The sequence below is a fragment of the Mulberry dwarf phytoplasma genome (assembly GCF_056504655.1).
Genome location: NZ_CM151418.1, coordinates 734248 through 758352, shown reverse-complemented (window position 1 = coordinate 758352; position 24105 = coordinate 734248). Strand labels below are relative to the sequence as shown.

The following is a 24105-nucleotide window of genomic DNA, read 5'->3' as shown; positions in this document are numbered from 1 at the left end:
TCTTAATATGTAAATAAAAAACCACCCTTTTAGGGTGGTTTTTTATTTGTGCTGTCTTTTATAATGAGGTTAATAAAGTAAATTATTTATTAAAAGATTTTGTGTTTTTCTTTTTGTCTTTTAGTTTGGGGTTTTTGGGACTTTGTAAAAGTCTTAATCCATTGAAAATAACTAAAAGTGTGCTTCCTTCATGTAAAGTGACTGCCCAAGGTAAATTTATGTATCCAAAAAGATTACAAAGATTCAAGATACAAACTACTACCATAGCAAAAATAATATTTTGCCAAATGATTTTGCGTAGTTTGACAGCTACTTGGTGAGTATAGATAATTTTTGATAAATCGTTTTGCATTAAAACTGCATCTGCTACATCCATTGCCACATCAGTACCGTTTTGCATCGCAATTCCTACATCAGCAGCTGTAAGGGCAGGAGCATCATTGACACCATCACCTACCATTACTGTAGTGCCTTTTTCTTTTTGTAGTTCTTGAACTTTTTCTAGTTTATAGGCAGGTAGAATATCTCCCCAAGCTGCTTTGAGATGAAGTTTTTTTTGTAAGATGTAAGCGATTTGTTGGGTATCTCCTGTAATTACTGCAGTATAGATGTTTTTATGGTTGAAGTATTGCATTAAATGATAAGCTTGAGGACGTAATTTATCCAAAAGAGCTAAAGCCATAACAATGTGATTATTACAACTAAAATAAACGATGGTTTTGCCTTCGGATAAAAATTTTTGCGTTTGGGCTTGTAAAGATGCACAGATTGGAGTTTGGGTAAAAGCAGCAGCTTTGGCAATTTTATAATGATTGTTTTGATAAAAAGTTTCAAGGCCGATGCCAACTGAGCTAGTAATTTCCATTTGGAGGTGAGATTTGTGGTGGAAATGGTTTTTAATAGCTAGTGCTAAAGGATGGTTGGATTTTTGTTCCATCCCTAATAATATATCTAAATATTTGTGATACTTTTCTTCAGAGATTTCGGGGGCTACATAAACATCAGTTACTTGAGGTTTGCCTTCGGTAAGGGTGCCTGTTTTGTCGCATGAAAAAGCTTTGATATCTGCCATTTTTTCCAAAGATCTGCCGTTTTTGAATAAAATCCCTTTTTTAGTGAGGTTAGAAATAGCTGCAAGAGTGGAAGGAATGTCAGCTGCAGCTAGGGCACATGGAGATGATACAGTTAAAAAAATCATTGTTTTGTGTAGCCAAGTGCTAAATTCGAAATTGGGATTACTTGGTCCAGTAAAATGTAGTATTCCTGCAAGACCAAGGACAACAACAACTGTTGCCATAACAGTTTTTACATAAATTGGTTCTATTTTTTTAATTAAAGTAGCAGTTTTGGAAATATTGTTTTGGGTTTGGCTTACTAATCTTACAATTTGGGCAAAAACAGTCTTTTCGTTAGTAGCTGTGACACACATAACAAAATGGTTGCTGCCGTTAATGGTGCTGCCGTAGACAAAATCGCCTGGTTGTTTGTCACAAGGAATGCCTTCGCCTGTAATGTTAGCTTCGTTAATGTTGGGATTGCCCGAAACAATGACGCCGTCAGTAGGGATTTGGTCGCCTGGTAAAATTAAGACTAAATCATTGATTTTGAGTAGTTTGGAAGGAATAATTTCAGTACTGCCGTCTTCTTTTTGTAATCTTGCTTCTGCTACTTGAAGCTTTAAGAGATTTTTGATTTCTTTTTGACTTTTTGCCTCAACGTATTCTTCTAAAAAAGAAGCTCCTGAAAATATGAAAATTAATAAAATGCCGTCGTTGTAGTTTTTTAAATATAAAGCTCCCAGAGCCGCTAAAGTCATTAAAATATGAATGTTGGGAGTGAATTTTTTAAATTTGCAAGTATCTTGCCAAGTTTCTATAAAGCCTTCTAAAATAACATGATAGCCGATTAAAAATAAAAGTGCCAAAGAAACAAGAACTAATACTAGTGTGTTTGTGCAATTGTGAGAATGCAAATATAGAGCAAATAAACTATATAAAAATGTTCCTATAACAAAACAAATTAATGGTTTTTTATCGTTGTGTTCGTGATTGTGGATGGATGAAGAATTGCTGCAACAAAACAAATTTTTGTACCTCTTTGCTTAATTTTTTTGGATAAATATAATTGTAAATATTTTAGTAATGTAAAGTATGTTTGGAAAAAGTGTTAATGGATGAGTTGTTTGTTAGTTTTGGGTTTTTAGTTTCGCATTTGCAAAATTTTTTTAATAAAATGGCGTTTTGAATTCAAAACATGTAAAAAAATTCCCAAAAATCTGGAATTTTTTAAAGTTAATAATTATTAATTTTCAGAATTTTGAGAAAAATCTTCTTCTTGTGGAGGGTTATCTAGCAAATCTTGGTATTTGTTTTTGATGCAATTTTCAATTAGTTGACGGGTTTCTGAATTAATGGGATGAGCGATATCTCTAAAGTTGCCTTTGGAAGTTTTTCTACTTGGCATAGCAATAAATATACCTCTTTCTCCTTCTATAATTCTGATGTCATTAACTACAAATTGGTTTTCAAAAGTGATTGAAGAAACTCCTCTTAATCTACTTTCACCGTTGATTTTTCTAATTTTTACATCGGTAACTTTCATTTCTTAAGCCTCCAGTTTTGCTTCATTTTATATTAAATGCTAAATTATTATTCGTTATTTATTATTAATTATTTATGGTTTGTGTAACGATACAAATTAAAAATTACAAATAAAATATAAATAATAATTGGATACATTTAATATTTTAATGGTTTTTTTATTTAAAAAAAGATTAATATTTAATTTTTTGATATTGATGTTTAATATCGGAAAAAAGGAAAATCATTTCCTAATGAGTTTTGTGATTTATTTTCAATATGAAAAGTTTTATTATTTTATGACATATTAAAAAAAATAAACCATTTAACAGTTAATTTTTGAAAAGTTTCTAAAGTTACCTGTTCGGCTCTAATTTGTAAAGGGATGTGATGTTGTAAGAAAAAAGGAATAATGGTTTCTTTGGATAACAAAAATTGACAAGATAAGTTGTTGAGTAAAGTTTTTCTTTTTTGTTTAAAGGAAGCTTTTACAAACTTGATAAATTGTTGCAAGAAAGTAGGGCAAATGTTGTTATTTTTAGTAAGTTTAATAACAATACTGTCTACTTTGGGTGCAGGAAAAAACATATGTCTTTTAACTTCTTGGGTTTTTTCAATACTAAATAGAAATTGAATAATTACAGATAAAGCGTTATAATTTTTGTTATTGGGTTGAGCCAGTAAACGCATTCCTACTTCTTTTTGAATCATAATAGTAGCATCATTAATTTGGGGAGTGTCAATAATTTTAAAAAGAATAGGTGAGGTAATATAATAAGGTAAGTTACCAATTAAACTTAATTGAGAGTTAGGACTAAAATAATGATCAAAATCTTTTAATAAATCTCTTTTTAAAAAATCATCATAAATGATATTAACATTGTTATGATTTTCAAAATTTAAAAAAGGTTTGAGAGTAGCATCAATTTCATAGGCTAAAACATGTTTAGCTTGAGGGACAATAATTTTGGTTAAAGCACCTTTGCCAGGTCCAATTTCTAAAACATTTTTGTCTGTGATGGAAGCCTTAGTTACAATTTTGTTTAATAAATTAACATCTGTTAAAAAATTTTGACCGTATTTTTTTTTGGTTGTATGATGCATTTGATTTCCTTAAATAAAATTGATATGGATGTTGGCTTTTGGGATTTGTTGTTAGTTGAGAATTGGGGAAGTTGTTTGGGAGGGGTTTATAGGGGAAGTTTTGGATTTATAAAGGGCGATAAAAAAATTTATTATCTTGTTTAGGACTACTTTTGATTAAACTTTTAATAATGGGGGATTCTTCTTTCAGACTTTTGAGTCCTCCCTTAGATTTAATTAAAATTTTGGTTTCAAATTTAGGCTTACTTTCGGAATAAGCATTTTGAAAAGCAGCATTACTTGAAGTATAATATTTAATATAATCGCGGTTTTGGTTGTGATATTGTTGCTTAATGTGTGCAATTTGTTCTTGGTTTTGGTCGTTATCATCTAAAATGTGCCAAATACGTCTATTGAGAAAATCATTACATAAATTTTTTAAAATGGTATCCTTACTATTTTTAAGATGTAGGATTAAACCGTTCATATAATAATCATCAATTGCTAAGTATTTGTCTAGGTCAGTTTGATTGTTTACAAAATTGTAAAAAGGTTGGATGTATGGGTCTAAAGGATAGTTATTTTGTAATAAATCACATAAACGTTTACAAATTTTTTCTAAAATAGCGCTATAAGCTCTTACTTTGGGATGATAATAAACTTGCCAGAACATATGATAGCGGTTAATTAAATAATTTTCAATAGCAAAAACACCACTTTGTCTAAAGGCAATACATTTTTCGTTATTTTTGCTAGGATGAGGCTCAATTATCATGCTACGCATTAAACGTTCTAAATCGATATGCCCATAAGTGGCACCTGTAAAATAAGAATCTCGTTCTAAATAATCTAGTCTGTCAATATCAATTTGACTAGTTAAAATTTGTTCTATTAAGGGAAATTTCTTTGTTTTTTCAATCACACTAGCTACATCGTTTTTGAAATCAGGGCTTATTTGATCTAATAAAGCTCCAATTTCTTTGTTATGCTTGATGATGCGTGCACTTTGCGTTTCGTGGTTTACGTCAAATAAGGTTTCAAAAGAATGAGAATAAGCACCGTGTCCAATATCATGTAACAAAGAAGATACTAGTAAAATTAATTTTTGGGTTTCAGAAAAGTGTTTTTTAATATTTGTAATTTTTAAAAACCGTCTTGCAAGTTCATAAACACCTAAACTGTGTGTAAAACGAGATTGTTCTGCTCCATGAAAGACGATGTTAGCGCCGCTTAATTGTTTTATACGTCTTAATCTTTGGAAAACGGAAGTATCAATTAATTTTTCAATCAATTCGTATTCCAGATAAATATAACCGTAGATAGGGTCACGAAAAACTTCAGATCTGAGAAACTTTTTAAAAGATGGATTGGTTGTTTGCATTGATTTTATTGAGGATAATTTTTAATTAAGTTTATTGAGTTTTTGTAATTTTTATCCTTATCCGTTTTACCTCCTTCTTGTTGTTTGCGTTTTTAAGAAGAGTTTTTATTGAGCGAAAGACACAAATGAAAGGAAATTTATGTCTTTCGTTCAATAAAAAAATAAAATAATTGTTAGTTATATTGTTAGTTTTGCTAAGGGGTGAAAATAAATATAGGTTATAAGGTCTTTGGGGTGAGTTGCAAGATCCTTATAACGCAAGAATTTCAGTTGACAAAATTATTTATTTTTTTACTTTTAATGATTTATTTCAGTAATTTAACAGTATCGCCATTTTTAAGTAAAAAAGCACTGCCGTCATCGGTATCTAAGTGGCATTCAAGTTTAAAATCGGGGTGTACTCTGCACAAAACTTGTTTTAAGATGCCAGGTTTAGTGCCTTCAATTTCAATACTTACCATTTGTTTGTCAGTAATGCCAAAATTTTTTGCATCTTGGGTAGATAAATGAATATGTCTGTTGGCAATAATAACACCTTCTTCAATGTCTACTTGACCTTTGAGACCTATTAAAGTGGCTTTGCCTGAACCTTTAATATCGCCTGAAGATCTAACAGGAGCTGTAAATCCGTGTCTTAAAGCATCGCTTTGACTAATTTCTATTTGGTCAAAAGTTCTTGTGGGTCCTAAAATCCGAACTTGTGGAAGAATTTTTCCTGATGGACTCATAACATCAATTTTTTCTTGGGCTGCAAATTGTCCTGTTTGTTTGAGGGGTTTGAAAAAAGTGAGTTGATAATTTTTTTGACCGAATAAAATATCTAATGTTTCTTGTGATAGGTGAGTGTGTCTTCCTGAGATTCCTATTGGAATGTGATACATGTTTGCCTCCATTGTTTGCATTTACAGCTTTATTATAACATTTTTATTATAAAATGCCTCTTATTTTCTACATATTTTGATTTTTTTATTGAAGAATTGGTAAAAAGTTTTTTTGCATAAATAGTATATAATTTTTAGTAATTTACTTTATTATAACATGAATTATTAGAAATATTCAAGGTAATTTGTTTATTTTGTTGTTTTATTGTTTTGTTATGCTATATTTATTTAATGACAAATAAAAAGACCCTTTGTAAAAAGAGTCTGGGGTTTAAAGGTATTAATTAAAAGGCTTGTAAGTTAAAATAATAATTTATTAAATAAATATTGTTTTTGTTCATCAGTTTTATTTAATAAATCTTTCATTAAAGAATTGAGTAAATTTGTTTTTTCTTCTATTTGTTTTAAGGTTTTATTTAAAAAAGTGGCTATTTCATTTTGTGTTTCTAATGGGGGAAGAGTTATTTTTATTTTTTTTATTAGCTTTTGGGTGAAATTGGGAATGTGCCCTTGTTTTAAATTTTTTTGAATTTCGTTTTCTTTTTGTTTTAAATAAAAATAGAAATACAAAACATTAAAAGAATCATCTTTAGATTTTAAAATTTGTAAATTTTGAGCAGCCCAAAAAGGTTTAGTATGGAAATGAATATAACCACAACTACCTACACTAGTTATAGTTATAGTATTTTCAGGAGTATTAGATTTGTTATAAGATCCTTTTGGTTTTATACCTCCACCCCACACTTCGTAATCTCCATTTTTTTCACAATCTGATATATTTAAATCCTTTGAGAACCACTAAAATGGCACCATAACAAAATTAAATATTATACGACCAAATTATTTATAAATTATTAAAAAGGAGAAAAGAAAGAAAAAAAATGCAAAAAATCAAAAAAAAATTAACTCAAAAACAACTCGACGATTTAGAAGACAAATATTTCGATTTAAACCTCGAACACGAAACCAATTCGGATAATTGGTGGGTAATTACAAGCTATATAAAAGATTACAAAAACCAAGCAAAAAATACTATTTTAACCCCCAAAACCAGACAATGGTACGAAACGTTAGCAAAAAAAACCATAATATTGGCTCAAAAATTAAAAATAAAAGATATAATTATTTGCAAAAAACTAGAACTCTTACGAATAAAATTAAAAAAATCCCATATTTTGATTTTATTTAAACATTACAAAACCCAAAACAAGGCTTTTATAAGTTTTGTTAAATCGGAGGTAAAAAAATGAAATTTCAAATTTCAAATGTTGAGTGTGTTAAAAATAAAAGACACTACTACACAAACAGAAACCTAGCTTGTGAAGAATTTTTTAATGATGAAGGAAAGCTAATAACCATAATACACTACAACGAAGACGGCTCAATTTTAAGCTGGGAAAGTTTTGAAATATTTTAAAAATATAAATTAAACAAAAAGTAAAAAGTTGTCCAAAGTTTTGGAACACCTCACAACAAGCTCTTACTATTATTAAAGAAAATAAAGCTTTATTAGATGAAATAGTATTACAATTGATGAAAAAAGAAACTTTAAATGAAAAAGATATTCAAACTTTATTAGATCAATTTGATAATAATAGTAATAAAGACCCAGTAATAAAGTAACAATCAAACAAAAATTAAATATTTTATATTTTTTTAATTAATTTAAGAAGAGACTTTTTAAGTCTCTTTTTTTTATATACAAAATTACAAGGAAAAAACTCATGATATACAGATTAGTGAGCAAAAAAATTGTTTTTTTTTTTTTTTGTGATAAAATGATGTTAATAGTTATTTTTTATTAAAGTATTATAGATGACTATTATTTTAAACTTAAAATAGAAAGGTGCAATATCATAAATGGATAATATTTTAAAAAATAGATCTAAAAAAAGAGTTCTTAAAGTATTTTTTATTTTATTTATAATATGTCTTTTGACTCTTTTGGGACTTTTTCTTTATATAAAAAACACAAATAATAAAGATACTAATATAAATATAAAACCTGTATTATTTACTAAGTTAAAACATAATGAAAATAAAAAAACTCGTGTACAAATATATAATTCACCCAACAATCCTAAATGCATTGTTAAATATGATTATGATAATAAAGGTAATTTAATTAAAAGATTGCAGTATTTTAAAGAAAATGAACAAAGTGAGGAAAAATTAGAAAATCAAACTTTATATGAGTATGATCAAAATAATAACCTTGTAAAAACAATATTAAATAAAGAAATTGACAACGATAATGAAGAAAAAATATTTAAATATGAAAATAATTTGTTAAAAGAGTTATATAAATATGGTTATAATGAAGAAACAAAAACATCAAATTATGATAAATATGAAAAAAACCTTTTCTATTATAATAACAATCAATTATTAGCTTCTAAAGAGTGGTATTCAGTAGACCATAAAGAAAATCAAAGTAAATTAGAAGGTAAATATATTTATCAATATGATAACAATAATAAATTGATAGAAGAGAAATTCTTAAATTCAGATAAAGATTCATCATTATTAACATTAAAAACATTTGAATATCAAAATGATAAATTAATACGTATCAAACAAACATGTTATGACCCTCAGACATTAGAAATAGCAAAAAATTTTGAATATTATTTTGAATATGATAATAATAAATTAATAAAAAAAATAAAGCATGATGTTTTGGAAAAAGATAAATTTGTTTATACATATTCATATTAATTATAAGTTTACTTATTAAAGTACCAATATAAAATTTATTGAGATTAAAAGGAGTATTTTTACAAATTAATATGTTACGGTATATTCAAAAAATTAAAAATAAAATAAATAACCTTTCGCTTACTAAAATCTTTTTTATCCTTTTGCTTATTTCTATTTCTCTTAAAATTATAAATCATTACAAACCTACTAAAGCTCCACATGAAACAAAAAATCTTTATGAAACAATATTTTATAAAGTGCTAGATTTTAATAATTTAGCTTTAAGTACAGTTTCTAGTATCTATCCATCTATTTTTTTATTTTATATTATTTCTAACATTAAACAAACATCCGGAAAATTAAATAAAAATCCTAAAATATCTATTAAGCAAAAATCTTTATTTACTTTTCAAGATGTAGCAGGCAATGAAGAAGAAAAAGAAGAATTAAAAGAATTAATTGATTTTTTAAAATATCCTCAAAAATATGAAAAGATGGGAGCATCAATTCCTAAAGGAGTTATTCTTTCAGGTCCTCCAGGAACAGGAAAAACCTTACTTGCAAAAGCTCTTGCAGGAGAAGCAGGAGTGCCTTTTTATGCAGTATCTGGTTCTGAATTTGATGGTATTTTAGTAGGATTAGGAGCTAAAAAATTACAAACTTTATTTAAAGAAGTAAGAAATAATGCTCCTTGTGTATTGTTTATTGATGAAATAGATACTTTAGGTAAAAAACGTGGTGGCTTTGACAGTAAAAACGAACAAACCTTAAATCAATTACTTACCGAAATGGACGGTTTTACTAAATCATTGGGAGTTATTGTAATTGCAGCTACTAATAGAATAGACGTTCTAGATGCTGCATTGTTGCGTTCAGGGCGTTTTGATAGACAATTTACAGTTGGCTTACCTGATCTTAAAGCTCGCGAAGCTATTTTAAAAGTGCATGCCAGAAATAAACAAATAGCTAAAAGTGTTGATTTTTTGCAAATTGCCAAACAAACTCCAGGCATGAGTGGAGCCCAACTTGCAGCTGTTCTTAATGAATCCTCAATTTTGGCTGTAAGAAATAATAAAGATTTAATTACTTTGGAAGAATTAGAAGAAGCAATTGACCGCGTTTTAATGGGCCCTGCCAAAAAATCAATTAAATACAACCAAGAAGAAAGAAAAATGGTAGCTTATCACGAAGCAGGACATGCAATTATAGGACTTAAGTTGGAACATGCTCAAAAGGTGCAAAAGATAACTATTATTCCGCGTGGCAATTCAGGCGGTTATAATTTGATGATGCCAGAAAAAGAAACTTTCTTTTCTTCTAAAAAACGTATGCTTGCCCAAATTACATCTTATTTAGGAGGAAGGGTAGCGGAAGAATTAATCTTTGATGATATTTCTTCTGGAGCTTATGATGATTTTAGACAAGCTACCAATATTGCTAAAATGATGGTTACTAAATATGGAATGAGCGACCTTGGAGTAAGCCAAGATTCAGAGTTTTCTGATAAAATATTAATTGATAAAGAAATTAAAAAAATAATTGATAATTGTTATTTACAAGCCAAAGAAATTATTTCCCAAAATAAATCCTTGCTTGATAAAATAACTAATTTATTGTTAGAACAAGAAACAATTACCAAAGAAGAAATTGATAAATTAGTGACAAAAAATAATTAAATAATTTAACATTAAAATCAAATAATCCCAAAAAGAGACTTTTTAAGTCTCTTTTTTTTATATACAAAATTACAAGGAAAAAACTCATGATATACAGATTAGTGAGCAAAAAAATTGTTTTTTTTGTGATAAAATTATAGTAATAGTTATTATTTTTGCTAACTTCTATAAATAACTATTAGTTAAAAAATAAAAACATAACTATTTTACAAATTTATATAATAAAATATTTTTAATTACTTAAATATAAAATTATTATTTGCAAAAGATATTTTTATAAATAAATAAAAAAGTTAGCATATCCGTCAAGGAATTACCATTATAAAGGAGAAAAGTACCAAAAATGAATACAGCATTTTTAAAAAAATATAAAAAACATTTTATACAATTGTTAATTACAATAATTGTTGTAATTGTACTTAGCTTTTTTATTTATTTTAAATATATTAAAGCAGAAAATGATACTTCAACTACTCCAAGTATGTCTGCAAATGTATCTGTTAAAACAAATACTACAAAAGAGGAGCAAATGAAAAATCTCAAAGAAGAGATTAGGAATATCAAACAAGAAATACAACAAAATGACGAAAATTTGGAAGAAATACAGCAACAACAAGAACAAATAGATAAAAATTTTCAATCAGAACAAAATTTAAAAGATCCAAAATTAGATTTTTATATCAAGGTCAAGATTTATCCAATTTCAAAACATTTCAATTACCAGATGATTGAGGTGTTCCATTTTTTTAGACACTTTTTAAGTTTAATAAAATTATTTGTTAGTTTGAAAAGATATGAAATTATCTATTTAATTTTAAGTCTTAAAGAGTAATTTTGAAATAAAAAAGTGTCTAAAAAAATGGAACACCTCAACATTATAAAATGTTTTAACCGTTAAAGAATTAGAATTATTAAGTTTGGAAATAGAATTATTAAATGGGGATGAAAAAGCTTATAAAATAAAATTAGTGACACAAGAACAATGCAAAGTAAATTATCTTAAAGAGTTAGATAAAAGCGCCCAAGAAAAAACTAAAGAAATGCTGAATGAAGAAATCTGTTTAGAAGAATTAACGGGATCTAAACATAATTGTAAAATTCAAGAAGGTTATTTTTCCGAAGCAATTAAACAATTAAAAGAATTAAAAGATTTTGTACAAAAACATCATAATAATTTATCCGAAAACGAAAAAATAACGGATTTTTTACAAATTACTAATACAGTAAAAGAAAATATAGAAAAAGTGCTAAATAAAAACATCATAAAAAATGTGACAGGCAATACTCAAACAGTTGAAACTGAATAATAAAGAATAATTCTAATATCATCAAAAGCATTCATAAAAGATAAAAAATTATAAATTTATAAATATAAAATTAAGATAAAAAATATCTTATCCAAACTATATGATAGCCATTTACAGAAAGGACAAATTATGAATTTAAAACATAATAAAATAATGATTGTTATTTTGTCATTTGTTTTTTTGTGTTTAATTTGTTTAGTTTTAGAGTGGTTTCAAGAATATTATAATCGTGGTAAATTATTAAATAATTTTGAAATTTTTCAAAAAATTAGAAGCAAAGAAAATAATATCCAAAAAATAAATATATATGAAGTAGGAGACAGCGTTTTAAGAAAAAATTCTTGTAAAAAAATAGAAATTGAAGAAAATAATGCTAAATATTATTATTCTTTTGTAGATATTAGTATGTATATGAGAGTATTGGAGTTTTTGGAACAAAATGATAAATTTATTCCTTATGATTTTAGACCTAAATTGAGTCCTTTAAGTTTGATGTTGAATTTTTTTAGTGATATTAGTTCTATAGTTTTTTTATTTTATATAGTTTTATCAATAAAAGATGTCTTGCCTCCTAAATATAAAAAATATGCCTCTTCACTTACTACTTTATTAACCTTTAAAGATGTAGCAGGTAACGAAGAAGAAAAAGAAGAAATGAAAGAATTAATTGATTTCTTAAAAAAACCTCAAAAATATACTTCTATAGGAGCTAAAATACCTAAAGGAATTTTATTAGAAGGTCCTCCAGGAACAGGTAAAACTTTACTCGTGAAAGCTTTAGCTGGAGAAGCTAACGTTCCTTTTTATGCGGTATCTGGTTCTGAATTTGTGGAAATGTATGTTGGTGTTGGAGCTTCTAGAGTAAGAAAATTATTTAAAGAAGCTAAGTATAATGCTCCTTGTGTACTTTTTATTGACGAAATTGATGTTTTAGGCAGTAAAAGAGGCGGCGGCAATAGTGGCGGCAATCGAGAAGCAGATCAAACCCTCAACCAACTTTTAATTGAAATGGATGGTTTCTCACAATCTCAAGGAATCATTATCATCGGAGCCACTAATAGAGCGGATATGCTTGATCCTGCTTTATTAAGACCAGGAAGATTCGATCGTAAATTTATAGTTGGTCTACCTAATGTTAAAGCTAGAGAAGCTATTTTAAAAGTTCATGTTCGTAATAAAAACATTTCTCCTGATATTGATTTTCATCAATTAGCGAAACAAACTCCAGGTATGAGCGGCGCTCAATTAGAAGCTGTTTTAAATGAAGCTTCTATTTTAACAGTCAGAAATCAAAAAGAAATGATTACTATGGAAGAATTAGAAGAAGCAATAGATAGAGTTTTAATGGGTCCAGCTAAAAAATCAATTAAATATACAGAAGAAGAAAGAAAAATGGTTGCTTACCATGAAGCGGGACACGCAGTCGTTGGTTTAAAATTAGAACACGCTCAAAAAGTTCAAAAAATTACTATTATTCCAAGAGGTTCATATGGTGGTTATAATCTTATGTTACCTGAAAAAGAAACTTTCTTTTCTTCTAAAAAAAGAATGTTAGCGAATATTATTTCTTATTTAGGCGGTAGAGTAGCTGAAGAATTAGTTTTTGACGATGTTTCTAGTGGAGCTTATGATGATTTTAAACAAGCTACTAAAATAGCTAGTTTAATGGTTACTAAATATGGAATGAGTGATTTAGGCGTTTCTCAAGATTCTGATTTTTCTGATAAAAAATCTATTGATACAGAAATTAAAAAAATAATAGATCAATGTTATCTTGAATGTCAAAAAGTTATCAAAGAAAATAAATCTTTATTAGATAAAATAACTAATTTATTATTAGAAAAAGAAACTATTACTAAAGAAGAGATAGAAAAATTATTAAATTAAGTATAAAATATAAATATTTTGTTTATAATTAACGATATCTAAATGAAACATATTATTAAAATTAAAATAGAATTATTTATTAATAAAAAATAAATAATTCTTTTTTCTTTATACATTATATATAGATTTCAACAAAGAAAAAGGCATTAAAACTCAAAGTGATTAATTGTGATTTTTAATTATTATTAATTCATTTTTAAGTTGATTTTTATTTTTAAAAATTAGAGCAGTCAAAAATTATTTTTTTGTTAATTTTTGTTTGTTTGTTTTTTTATTTACTAATATCAAATATTATAGTTATTATATAAAAATTAAATAAAAAAATATCAAGAATATTCGAAAATATATTTATTTTTTGTTTTGAGATTTTTTATAAAAGATGAAATTATTGAAATCTTTTAAGAATAAAAAAAACTAAATTAATTTTTCGCCTTAAAGAATTTTACAAAATAAAAAGTTGTTTAAAAAAAGGAATAGTACAATTTTCTATAATTGGAATCCAATTATTATTAATCAAATATTTAAATTCATGTATTATATTTTTTTTTAAAAGGCATTTTTTTTGCACTAAAAGAAGCTGCAAAAGAACTATTTTTCTGTTTTAATTGTTCTAAAATAATAATATTTTGGCTGTTTGTTAATTCTGTTTGTTTTATAGAATCTGATAATGTTATTAAAAGTTGTATTTCTTCGAAAATTTGTTTTTTGGAAAGATAATTAATATATATTTTGTGTAAACTTATATCTTTTAAAAAAAAATTATTTTTTTTTATCTCATTGAATTTATAAATATTTAAATTATCTTGTTGCAATGATTTATATTTGTTAATGTTATTTTCTAAAAAACTAATTTCTTTTTTTAAATCCATTATTTTATTTAAATCGTTAAAATGGACTTTTATTTTTTCTAACTTTAGTTGCAAAATAATACTTTTATTTTTAAATTCAAAAGCTGTTTTATTGTGAAACCAATCATAATAATAATCACTTTGAATAGAATTATTTTCGAGTTTCAAATTTAAAATAATCTTATGATAAGCAAAAAAAGTTGTTTGATAATCTTTTTCATTATCAAAAATACCTTTATCGCGTAAATGTAAATTGCGAATAATTTGAATTTGCAATTTAATGTCATTTATTTTTTGAACAAATAAATATTTAATTTTTTGTTCTTGATAATAATATTGTTTTGTTAAAATTTTTTGATATTTTTGATAAATTTATTCTTGTTTTTCTTTTTCTAAATGTAATTTATTAATTATTTTGCGGTGATTGATGTTAATAAAATTATATTTTTTTTTCCATAAAGTTATTTCTTTTAAATAAGATAATTCATTTTCTTGATTTCGATAATAAAGTTTATTTTTTTTCTTTTGTATATCTAAGTTAAAAGGTTGTAAAAAAAAATTAAAAATGGGCAAATTTAAAAAAGTAATAGGTCTTACTTTATAAAAAAACTCTCTTTTTGTAATTTAATTTTAATTTTGTCTTTTTCATAATTATCTTTAATAAAATCAAAAACTCGATCATGCCTATTTAATTTGATTTGGTATATTTTATGAAATTTATTAATATTTTTTTGATATAAATCTATTTTGTAATTATATATATTTTCAATATTAGCTAAATTATTAATTTTGTCAATTTCTAATTGTTTTAATTTTAAATCTAATTGTTTTTGAAAGTTTTTATTTTTTTGATTTAATTTAAAATCTGTAGTATAAAATTTTTGTTTTAACAATTGATTATCAGAATTATTTTTTTCTTTTAATTGATTTTTTTGTTCTTCAAGATTTATTAATAATTTTTTATATCGAAGTATGACATTTTATTTTTATTAGTTAATTGCGTTTCAAGTTGTATTTTTTTTTTTTTTATGATTTTGCTTTTTGGTATATTCCATTTCCTTTTGAAAAATTTTTATTAAATTATTTATTTTATCTTTATTTTATATTTGTTGAAGAGTTTTTTCTTTATTGAAAAAATCTTTTATTTTAACTTCTTTTAGATAGTTTTGTTGTAAAATATTTTTTTTGTTCCTCTAGGTTTTTAATCTTTTCATCAAGCGCAATAAATATGTTTAAGTATTTTTTATAATTATTTTTTTGCTTAATTCAAACTCATTTTTTAATATTTGTTCATTATTATTTAAATTATTTTTATGTATTGTATTTACTGTTGTTGGCTTTATCTGTATAATTTCTTTTTTTAATTCTTGTAAAAAAGTCATTTTTTTCTTGTTTTTTTAAATAAAGATAATAATTTATTGTAAAAAAACATAAATTCACCTTTAACTTTATTTTTTTTATTGAAATTATTATATTTTTCAATTTTCTAAGAATTATATTTTAAAAATATACATTATTACTCTTATTATATCATAATTACATTTAATTTAGAACAAAATAAAAAACCAATAAACAATTTTTTTGCATTTTATTTTGCTAAACAAATTAAAGATTAAAAAAATAAATTTATTGTAATAATGTTATTTAAAAAAAGATTTAAAAAAGTGTCTTTTTTTAAATTTGATATGAATGCAAAAAACCAAGTAAAAATATTAAAAATTAATTTTTTAAGCGTTATAAAATGATGATAAAAAAAGCTAAAAAATAGAAAAAACATCGGAATTTATAAGTTCACTTAATAAAATCCAATAAAAGAACAATTAAGTTTAACTTCCGAGTTATTTTTTTATTTCAACCTAAAAAAATCAAATAAATTACGCGCTTTTTTAAGTATTTGGAATTTTTTTCAAGCGAAAAACTTGTTTTTTTTTTTTTTTTGGTGTATAATTATAGTTAATAGCAAAGTTTAAATTATTTTTTAATTTGAAAAAAGTTAATTTAAATATTTGCTATTTAAGCTTTAAAGAATAAATAAAATAATAATTAAGGAGGGCGATAAGGTTATTTTTTTTATAATTTTTATAATTATTAAATAAAAAAAGAGAGGATTTGTTCAAAAAATGAATTTAAAAGATTATTGTTTGAAACATAAAAAAATATTATTAATTGTTGGCACCAGCGCCATATTAATGTTGTTGTTGGGAGGAATATATTGTTATTTCAAAAATTCTAAACCGGATTCAGACAGAAACCAAAACAATAGAAATACAGATTCAAAAGAAATAAATGAAATTAACAACGATAACAACGATAACTTTATTTATCTTGTTCCAAACGAAATAGGTCAATTGTTCCCTAATAAAAATTGGGGGTTTAGTTGTTATCCTGATTCTCAAGAATTTTTATCGCAATATTGTTTGATAAGTCCCTTTTTTAAAGAATTAGCAGATGAAACAGAATTAAATAATTATAACGAAGAACAAAAAAAGACAATTATTCATAAAGATGCACATAAAATACAGAGAAAATTTAATTTTCATTTGATTAAAAATATACAAGCAGAAGGAAATGATAATTTCAATCAATGTATAGGTAATTATAATGGATATGAAGATTCTTTTAATAAAAAAAGTAAGGCTTTTACTTTTGAATTAAGGCAAGATGCAAAATTTGAAAACGGCACTTCTATTGACGCCCAAACAATTAAATATGCTTTTGATTTTTATTATTCAAATTTTGATGATTTTAGAGAAAATATAGATTTTTCAGAAATAAGTATTATTCCGAACTCAAATTATCAATTTAAAATATTATTTAACGAAGAAAAAAGTTTATTTGATGTTATTAAAAAATTAGATAAAATTTTGCTTTTAGAAAAAACATGTTTTGAAAAATCTTTGGTGAAAGATGAATCAGGAGTAATTCAAGAAATCAAATACGGGACTAAAGAACATCCTTTTATTTCTTATGGTAGTTATGTAGTTAAAATCGGTTATAATAGTTCTAAATGGATTTTTGAACAAAATCCAAATTATTTCGCACAAGATCAAAATAATTCTTATAAAAAAATTGAAATTTTGATTGAAAATAATCAAGGAAATGCTGATAGAGAAAAAGAATTATTTGAAGAAGGAAAAATTAGTTTTTTAGCGATAGACAATAAATCTTTAATTAATGATGAATTTAAAAATAAATTTAAAAGTGATTTATTTTGTAAGCCAGAAACTTATTCTTTAGTTCTTGAATTAAAAGGTCAAAGAGTTGAGAATATAAATTTAAAAAAATCTTTATTTTATGGAATTGATAGAAAATCACTTACTGATGATATATTTTTGCATCCTACATTAGATTATATGAATGATTTATATTGCGATAAAAAGACTTCTATTAAAGCTTATAATGAAACTGAAATTCACCAAAAAAATATTAATGAAATATTAAAAAATGATTTATTAAGTTTAAATGAAAATAATGAAAATATAGAACAAAAAATTATGGAGTTAAAAAATAATTTAGGTTATGACATTGAGATAGCAAAAAAGTTTTTTCAAAAATATATCCAAGAAACAAATTCTACAGGAGATATTGAGTTAATTTTATCGACTCGAGATGGAATTTTTACAAATGAAAAATTGATTGGCGATTTGAAAAACCAAATAGAAAAAAATATTATTTTAGATGATCATAAAATTAAAATTATATATCGTTTGAATGAAACAGATGCAGATATGAATATTTCAGCAACAGGTCGGAAACCAGAAATGTTTATATCTCAAGAAGAACAAGCAACAAGAAACCGAAATTTTCAAAATAAAACATTCCGATTAAGTGAAGAAGAAAAAAACAAAATACCAGAATTAGAATCAAAAGTTTATCAAAAATTATTTATAATTCCATTATATCAACAAAAACAAATTCGTTTTTTAAAAAATGCAACAACTTCATTTAACAAATATTATGGAATTTTTGGTTTTAGATCTCAACCTTATGATTTCCTTAGCGAAGCTTATTAAAAAAATGCAACAACTATTATGGAATTTTTATTTTAAAAAATGACTTTAATAAAAAAATTACAAAAAATAGGAAAGAAAATAAATTATGTTGTTTTTGTTAAAAAAAAATATATTCAAATCATTGTTTATTATTATAATTTTATTAATAATTTTAAATTTTACTTCATTTGGAAAATTCAAACCAGAAGGAAAAAATATTTCAGAATCAGAAATGATTTCTAAAATAGCGCGTAGCGATATTAGTGAAAGTGTTAAATATAGTAGATATAAAACAATGTTTTTACCAGATAAACCGTTTTATCAAATAAGACAAATTTATAAAATAGAATTAAAAACTAAAAATAACGAAATATTTTATTCAGATATTGTTAAAAATACCAAAGATGAGATATCTTTCGAATTAATACCTAGAAATAAAGTATTTTATCAATGGTGGGATTTTAGACCCCTTAATTGGATTTTAGATATTTTAGAATTTTGTTTTGATAAAATTAATTTATTTTCTAGTTTGATATTTTCTATTTATATTATTTTTGCTATTCAGCGTGAAAAAGGTAAACTTAATTCCAATCCCTTAGTTTCATCCAAACAAAAATCTCGTTTTACTTTCAAAGATGTCGCTGGTAATGAAGAGGAAAAAGAAGAGATGAAAGAATTAATTGATTTTTTAAAAAAACCTCAAAAATACATTTCTATAGGAGCTAAAATACCTAAAGGAATTTTATTAGAAGGTCCTCCAGGAACAGGTAAAACTTTACTCGTGAAAGCTTTAGCTGGAGAAGCTAACGTTCCTTTTTATGCGGTATCTGGTTCTGAATTTGTGGAAATGTATGTTGGTGTTGGAGCTTCTAGAGTAAGAAAATTATTTAAAGAAGCTAAGTATAATGCTCCTTGTGTACTTTTTATTGACGAAATTGATGTTTTAGGTGGTAAAAGAGGCGGCGGCAATAGTGGTGGCAATCGAGAAGCAGATCAAACCCTCAACCAACTTTTAACCGAAATGGATGGTTTCTCACAATCTCAAGGAATCATTATCATCGGAGCCACTAATAGAGCGGATATGTTAGATTCAGCTTTATTAAGACCAGGAAGATTCGATCGTAAATTTTTAGTTGGTCTACCTGATGTTAAAGCTAGAGAAGCTATTTTAAAAGTTCATGTTCGTAATAAAAACATTTCTCCTGATATTGATTTTCATCAATTAGCGAAACAAACTCCAGGCATGAGTGGAGCTCAATTAGAAGCTGTTTTAAATGAAGCTTCTATTTTAACAGTCAGAAATCAAAAAGAAATGATTACAATGGAAGAATTAGGAGAAGCGATTGATAGAGTACTTATGGGTCCAGCTAAAAAATCAATTAAATATACAGAAGAAGAAAGAAAAATGGTTGCTTACCATGAAGCGGGACACGCAGTCGTTGGTTTAAAATTAGAACACGCTCAAAAAGTTCAAAAAATTACTATTATTCCAAGAGGTTCATATGGTGGTTATAATCTTATGTTACCTGAAAAAGAAACTTTCTTTTCTTCTAAAAAAAGAATGTTAGCGAATATTATTTCTTATTTAGGCGGTAGAGTAGCTGAAGAATTAGTTTTTGACGATGTTTCTAGTGGAGCTTATGATGATTTTAAACAAGCTACTAAAATAGCTAGTTTAATGGTTACTAAATATGGAATGAGTGATTTAGGCGTTTCTCAAGATTCTGATTTTTCTGATAAAAAATCTATTGATACAGAAATTAAAAAAATAATAGATCAATGTTATCTTGAATGTCAAAAAGTTATCAAAGAAAATAAATCTTTATTAGATAAAATAACTAATTTATTATTAGAAAAAGAAACTATTACTAAAGAAGAGATAGAAAAATTATTAAATTAAGTATAAAATATAAATATTTTGTTTATAATGAGGTGTTCCAAAACTTTGGACAACTTTTTACTTTTTAAAAATTCTTTAAGACTAACTATTAAGTTAGTCTTTTTTTCTTTTCAAGACTAAAAAATAATTCTATCTTTCTAAAAATATTTTTAGGAAGGAATAAAATGTTAAGACAAAAATTATTTAAAGATTTTTTAAAAAATAAAAAGAATTTAGCAATTCGCGATCAATTAATCGAAATGCATTTACCATTAGTAAAAAAAATAGTTAAACAATTTAAATATTTCCCTAAAGCACTTCAAAGAGAGGATTTATACCAAGAAGGAATTTTAGGTTTAATCAAAGCTTTAAATAATTATCAAGATTTAGGATGTGATTTTATTGTCTATGCTACCCCAACAATTAAAGGTAAAATCACAGAACTTATTAGAGGTCTACAAGCTACTTCTACTTCCTTACATGTTTTTCGGAAAGAAAAACAAGTAAGTAATATTCCTTTTGAAGAAACCCAACCTCAAACTATTAATATCAACAATCTAAACCCTCATCAAATTTGGTTAACCCAAGTTAATCACGAATTGTTTATTCAAAAAATTAAATCCATTTTAAACAAACAAGAATTTGAAATTATTAGATTAAGTTTTGGGATTCCTTTAAAAAACCAAAACCAATACCCTCAAATTGAGTATTCCAACAAAAATATAGGCAAAATGTTGCATTTATCTTCAAGGCAAGTAGAAACCACCAAAACCAAAGCAATTAATAAATTAAAAAAAATAATAAAAAGGAAATAAATAATATGAATTATCAAAAAAATAGAACTACTTATTATAATGTTGATGGTAAAAAAATTTGTGGTATTCACGAACATGCCCCTGATACATGGAATTTTATTAAAACAACCTGGTTTCATAAAGATGGCAAAACAATTGACTTCATCAGCGAGTACGATCCCCAAACAGAGAATATAATCAAAGATACCTCATACAACTCTGACGGTAAAACAATCAACTACATCAACGAGTACGATCCCCAAACAGGGAAGAAAATCAAGGGTACCACATACAACTCAGACGGTACAATTAAAGAAGTAAAAACTTTTTAATCAATATAGAAACTAAACCCCTTTTTTAAGGGGTATTTTTTATACCCAAATTAAAAAAAGGAGTTAGAAAGATGATTGAAGCAGAACGTGCTTTGTTGGGGGTTTTACTTTTAAACCCCGAAACAATTTCTTTAGTTTTTAATGAAATTACAGAAACTGACTTTTACAGTCCTCATCATAAAAATATTTTTAAAGCCATGAAAATATTACATCAAAATAATAAAGAAATTGATTATTCTTCAGTAAGTGCTATTTTAGAAAATGAAAAATTATTAAAACAAATAGGAGGAATTAATTATTTAAATGAATTATCTGATTTGATGCCTTCTCCTCGGCACTTAGAAACACATACATTGATTTAATTAAAGAAACATCTTTAAAAAGAGAAATTGGCGGTATTATTGCTAAATTATCCCAAATTGCAAGAAGCAAAATAGCTCCACAAGAGATTTTAGAATTAATAGAAACAAATACTGCAAAATTAAGAAAAAAACTCACTCCCAAGTTTAAAGATTTAAAAAGTTGTGTTTCTAAAGTAATCAAAGACATTTTGGAAAACCACAATAAAAATAATTTAGTTGGAGTTAAAACAGGATTTAATAATATAGATGATTTAATTGGAGGTTTTAAACCAGGACAATTAAATATTTTAGCCGCAAGAACAGGAATGGGAAAAACTGCTTTTATGTTAAATTTGGCTGTCAATATTGCTAAAGTTTTTCAAAATATTCCTAAAAAACATAATATTTTGATTTTTAGTTTAGAAATGACATCTGAAGAATTAATTAAACGTTTAATTAGTTGTGAATCTCAGATTAGTATCAAAAAAATGGAACAACAACAATTAACTCGTGAAGAAAAGTTACAATTATTGCAAACAGAAGAAAAATTAAGTGAATTAAATATTTTAATTGATGATGACAGAAATACCAAACTAGAAGAAGTTAAAAGAAAATGCCGTCAATTAAAATTTCACCAAGGACTTGATATAATTTTCATTGATTATCTACATCTTTTAAGAGACGATCAATTTCTTAATTTAAATCAAGCAATTGGGATTATTACTCGTGAATTGAAAAAGTTAGCGATGGAATTACAAATTCCTATTATTGCTTTAAGCCAAATGAACCGCGCAACTTTAATGAGAGAATCTGGGCGCGAATAAACGCACCATTATAGCAATCTAGCCAATTGCCACGGACTTGATTATTCCGTGAGGTCATGCGGTCGGTCAGCCAAACGAAAGAATGGCGGATTACAGCAGACCGTAAAAGCGAAGTGAGGTGAAATAACTAGCCAAGATGCTCTCGCAAGACTAAGATAGTCATGGAAAAGGTGCAAAACCCTAATCGTGGAAATTATCGTAATCTCATAACGTCAGGGCAAGTTATTGAAATCCCTGAAATGAAGGAAGATATGAAGATATTAGATTTGTCTTCATATATAATCACATGTCGCTTTAAATAGCACCCTTCATGATATCGTTGACGGAAACAAAGTGTTCTAGTCTAGCCACAAGCTTTAACAACGAAAGCGAACCTAAAACTATCAGGCATAATGATGTCGGAAATTCGAGATTCCTAAAAACCATCCCAAACAGGGGAAATTAAAATGCCTCTGGGTTCAAGGAAAAAGAGACTTTTAGTAGTCGGAGGAATTAAAACTTGGTTTGGAATAACCAAGATAATTGCCCTCACACGGAGCCTAAGAAAGCTAGGTACAAGGCGAAGAAGTTAGATTCACAGGATTATTCAATTCGGGAGAAAGGAGGTTGATGCAAATGCAACCAACTGAAGCAGATAAAGCTTCTAAGCTTTCAAACTTACTGAATAATCAATCAACTAAATAGTGATATTTAGAAGACCCTAGAAATAGGCTGTGAATGGGAAAGCCGTATGCTTGGAAACTTGCTCGTACGGTTTGGAGCGGGGCTGCACGTAAATAACCAACACGCGTGTAATCTATCGCTATAAAATCCCTAATCTTTCAGATTTAAGAGATTCAGGTTCAATTGAACAAGATGCCGATATGGTAATTTTTTTGCATCGCGAAAGTTATTATGAAAAAAATCAATTTACAAACGTTGTAGAAGATTTTACCCAATTTATTGTTGCTAAAAATAGGGCAGGTAAATTAGGCCAATGCAATTTTAATTTTGATAAAGAAATCCAAAGAATCGAGGAAAATTAATGTTAATTTCAGAAAAAATTTTATCCCACATTAAACCTGATAATTACTTTCAATATCCCTTTAATCAATATATGAAATTAAATCATCAAAGTTTGAATCATTATTTTCAAATTACCAAATCAACTTCCCAAAAGCAAAAAGTACTGCGTGGTAAAATTAACGAATATCTAATTTTAATTTATTTTCGACATCGTGGAATCACCAAACAATATCCCCAAACATATTTATTTTTTATTCCTGATATCAAATTTGATTTAGTATTGTTTACCCAAAACAAACGAATTGTTGCTTTTAATTTTAAAACTTGCCTCCGTGAACGTTACAAACAAGCTATCATCGAAGCTCAACAACTAAAAAAACTCGATACGCGTTTTGAATATTACTTATTAACAAATGATGCTATCGAATCCCAAAGGCTCAACAATAAAATTAAAAACGGCAAAGTCCAAGGAATTGATAAAGTAATTGATTGTTTTTCTCAAAAAGCTAATATCTTTGTAAATACCTTATTCCAAAGACAATTTATTTTTTTTAAAGATATTAATTTAATCAAAAATACGAAAGGAAATAATTAAA

21 protein-coding genes and 1 pseudogene are annotated in these 24105 nt (G+C 25.9%); 14 read left to right on the top strand and 8 right to left on the bottom strand.

Going from position 1 to position 24105, the window contains the following annotated elements; genetic code table 11:
• Positions 1–82: 82 nt before the first annotated feature.
• The 6 genes from JAHGCCOI_RS03840 to JAHGCCOI_RS03815 all read right to left on the bottom strand — a co-directional run bounded on the left by JAHGCCOI_RS03840 (position 83) and on the right by JAHGCCOI_RS03815 (position 6701).
• Positions 83–2083, bottom strand: a complete 2001-nt coding sequence (locus JAHGCCOI_RS03840) for a heavy metal translocating P-type ATPase (protein WP_479492048.1) — start codon at positions 2081–2083, stop codon at positions 83–85.
• A 218-nt stretch (positions 2084–2301) separates the two neighbouring features.
• Positions 2302–2601, bottom strand: a complete 300-nt coding sequence (gene spoVG, locus JAHGCCOI_RS03835) for a septation regulator SpoVG (protein WP_034172172.1) — start codon at positions 2599–2601, stop codon at positions 2302–2304.
• A 275-nt stretch (positions 2602–2876) separates the two neighbouring features.
• On the bottom strand, positions 2877–3683 hold the full coding sequence (gene rsmA / locus JAHGCCOI_RS03830; RefSeq protein WP_227807129.1) for a 16S rRNA (adenine(1518)-N(6)/adenine(1519)-N(6))-dimethyltransferase RsmA: 807 nt from the start codon (positions 3681–3683) through the stop codon (positions 2877–2879).
• A 106-nt stretch (positions 3684–3789) separates the two neighbouring features.
• Positions 3790–5043: an HD domain-containing protein gene (locus tag JAHGCCOI_RS03825; RefSeq protein ID WP_227807128.1), complete on the bottom strand. Its 1254-nt coding sequence runs from the start codon at positions 5041–5043 to the stop codon at positions 3790–3792.
• A gap of 305 nt (positions 5044–5348) precedes the next feature.
• Complete coding sequence (locus tag JAHGCCOI_RS03820) at positions 5349–5945, bottom strand: phosphate propanoyltransferase (protein WP_479492047.1); 597 nt, start codon at positions 5943–5945, stop codon at positions 5349–5351.
• 279 nt (positions 5946–6224) lie between these two features.
• Positions 6225–6701, bottom strand: coding sequence for a restriction endonuclease subunit S (locus JAHGCCOI_RS03815; RefSeq protein WP_227807403.1), 477 nt, complete (start codon positions 6699–6701; stop codon positions 6225–6227).
• 104 nt (positions 6702–6805) lie between these two features.
• On the opposite strand from JAHGCCOI_RS03815, the gene JAHGCCOI_RS03810 reads away from it, so the two are divergent.
• The 6 genes from JAHGCCOI_RS03810 to ftsH (JAHGCCOI_RS03785) all read left to right on the top strand — a co-directional run bounded on the left by JAHGCCOI_RS03810 (position 6806) and on the right by ftsH (JAHGCCOI_RS03785) (position 13494).
• On the top strand, positions 6806–7174 hold the full coding sequence (locus JAHGCCOI_RS03810; RefSeq protein WP_479492046.1) for a hypothetical protein: 369 nt from the start codon (positions 6806–6808) through the stop codon (positions 7172–7174).
• Between the two features lie 610 nt (positions 7175–7784).
• Positions 7785–8642 carry a hypothetical protein gene (locus JAHGCCOI_RS03805; protein WP_479492045.1) on the top strand — a complete coding sequence of 286 codons (858 nt, stop codon included), beginning with the start codon at positions 7785–7787 and terminating at the stop codon, positions 8640–8642.
• Between the two features lie 71 nt (positions 8643–8713).
• Positions 8714–10300, top strand: coding sequence for an ATP-dependent metallopeptidase FtsH/Yme1/Tma family protein (locus JAHGCCOI_RS03800; protein WP_479492044.1), 1587 nt, complete (start codon positions 8714–8716; stop codon positions 10298–10300).
• A gap of 343 nt (positions 10301–10643) precedes the next feature.
• Positions 10644–11132, top strand: a complete 489-nt coding sequence (locus JAHGCCOI_RS03795) for a hypothetical protein (protein WP_479492043.1) — start codon at positions 10644–10646, stop codon at positions 11130–11132.
• 85 nt (positions 11133–11217) lie between these two features.
• On the top strand, positions 11218–11607 hold the full coding sequence (locus JAHGCCOI_RS03790) for a hypothetical protein (RefSeq protein WP_479492042.1): 390 nt from the start codon (positions 11218–11220) through the stop codon (positions 11605–11607).
• 129 nt (positions 11608–11736) lie between these two features.
• Entirely contained in the window at positions 11737–13494 is a 1758-nt protein-coding gene (gene ftsH / locus JAHGCCOI_RS03785; RefSeq protein ID WP_479492041.1) for an ATP-dependent zinc metalloprotease FtsH, read from the top strand.
• A gap of 527 nt (positions 13495–14021) precedes the next feature.
• On the opposite strand, the gene JAHGCCOI_RS03780 is transcribed toward ftsH (JAHGCCOI_RS03785), so the two are convergent.
• Together JAHGCCOI_RS03780 and JAHGCCOI_RS03775 are read right to left on the bottom strand one after the other, a co-directional pair.
• Entirely contained in the window at positions 14022–14618 is a 597-nt protein-coding gene (locus JAHGCCOI_RS03780) for a hypothetical protein (RefSeq protein WP_479492040.1), read from the bottom strand.
• 317 nt (positions 14619–14935) lie between these two features.
• The gene (locus tag JAHGCCOI_RS03775; protein ID WP_479492039.1) at positions 14936–15235 is read right to left on the bottom strand and encodes a hypothetical protein; all 300 of its coding nucleotides are present in this window, start codon (positions 15233–15235) and stop codon (positions 14936–14938) included.
• Between the two features lie 1227 nt (positions 15236–16462).
• Here JAHGCCOI_RS03775 and JAHGCCOI_RS03770 point away from each other — a divergent pair.
• The 8 genes and pseudogenes from JAHGCCOI_RS03770 (at position 16463) to JAHGCCOI_RS03735 (ending at position 24104) form a co-directional block, all read left to right on the top strand.
• On the top strand, positions 16463–18355 hold the full coding sequence (locus tag JAHGCCOI_RS03770) for an ABC transporter substrate-binding protein (RefSeq protein ID WP_479492038.1): 1893 nt from the start codon (positions 16463–16465) through the stop codon (positions 18353–18355).
• A gap of 85 nt (positions 18356–18440) precedes the next feature.
• A complete protein-coding gene (ftsH, locus tag JAHGCCOI_RS03765) occupies positions 18441–20234 on the top strand; it encodes an ATP-dependent zinc metalloprotease FtsH (protein WP_479492037.1) in 1794 nt (597 codons plus the stop codon).
• A gap of 164 nt (positions 20235–20398) precedes the next feature.
• The gene (locus JAHGCCOI_RS03760) at positions 20399–21028 is read left to right on the top strand and encodes a sigma-70 family RNA polymerase sigma factor (protein WP_479492036.1); all 630 of its coding nucleotides are present in this window, start codon (positions 20399–20401) and stop codon (positions 21026–21028) included.
• Between the two features lie 5 nt (positions 21029–21033).
• Positions 21034–21339 (top strand): DUF2963 domain-containing protein, encoded by a 306-nt coding sequence (locus tag JAHGCCOI_RS03755; protein ID WP_479492035.1) that lies wholly within the window; start codon positions 21034–21036, stop codon positions 21337–21339.
• Positions 21340–21410: 71 nt separating this feature from the next.
• A complete protein-coding gene (locus JAHGCCOI_RS03750; RefSeq protein ID WP_479492034.1) occupies positions 21411–21701 on the top strand; it encodes a DnaB-like helicase N-terminal domain-containing protein in 291 nt (96 codons plus the stop codon).
• A 188-nt stretch (positions 21702–21889) separates the two neighbouring features.
• The gene (locus JAHGCCOI_RS03745) at positions 21890–22504 is read left to right on the top strand and encodes a DnaB-like helicase C-terminal domain-containing protein (RefSeq protein ID WP_479492033.1); all 615 of its coding nucleotides are present in this window, start codon (positions 21890–21892) and stop codon (positions 22502–22504) included.
• A gap of 806 nt (positions 22505–23310) precedes the next feature.
• A pseudogene (locus JAHGCCOI_RS03740) lies at positions 23311–23529 on the top strand (DnaB-like helicase C-terminal domain-containing protein); the annotation flags it as partial.
• Positions 23529–24104, top strand: coding sequence for a hypothetical protein (locus tag JAHGCCOI_RS03735; RefSeq protein ID WP_479492032.1), 576 nt, complete (start codon positions 23529–23531; stop codon positions 24102–24104). The pseudogene JAHGCCOI_RS03740 and the gene JAHGCCOI_RS03735, both read left to right, overlap by 1 nt.
• Position 24105 lies beyond the last annotated feature (1 nt).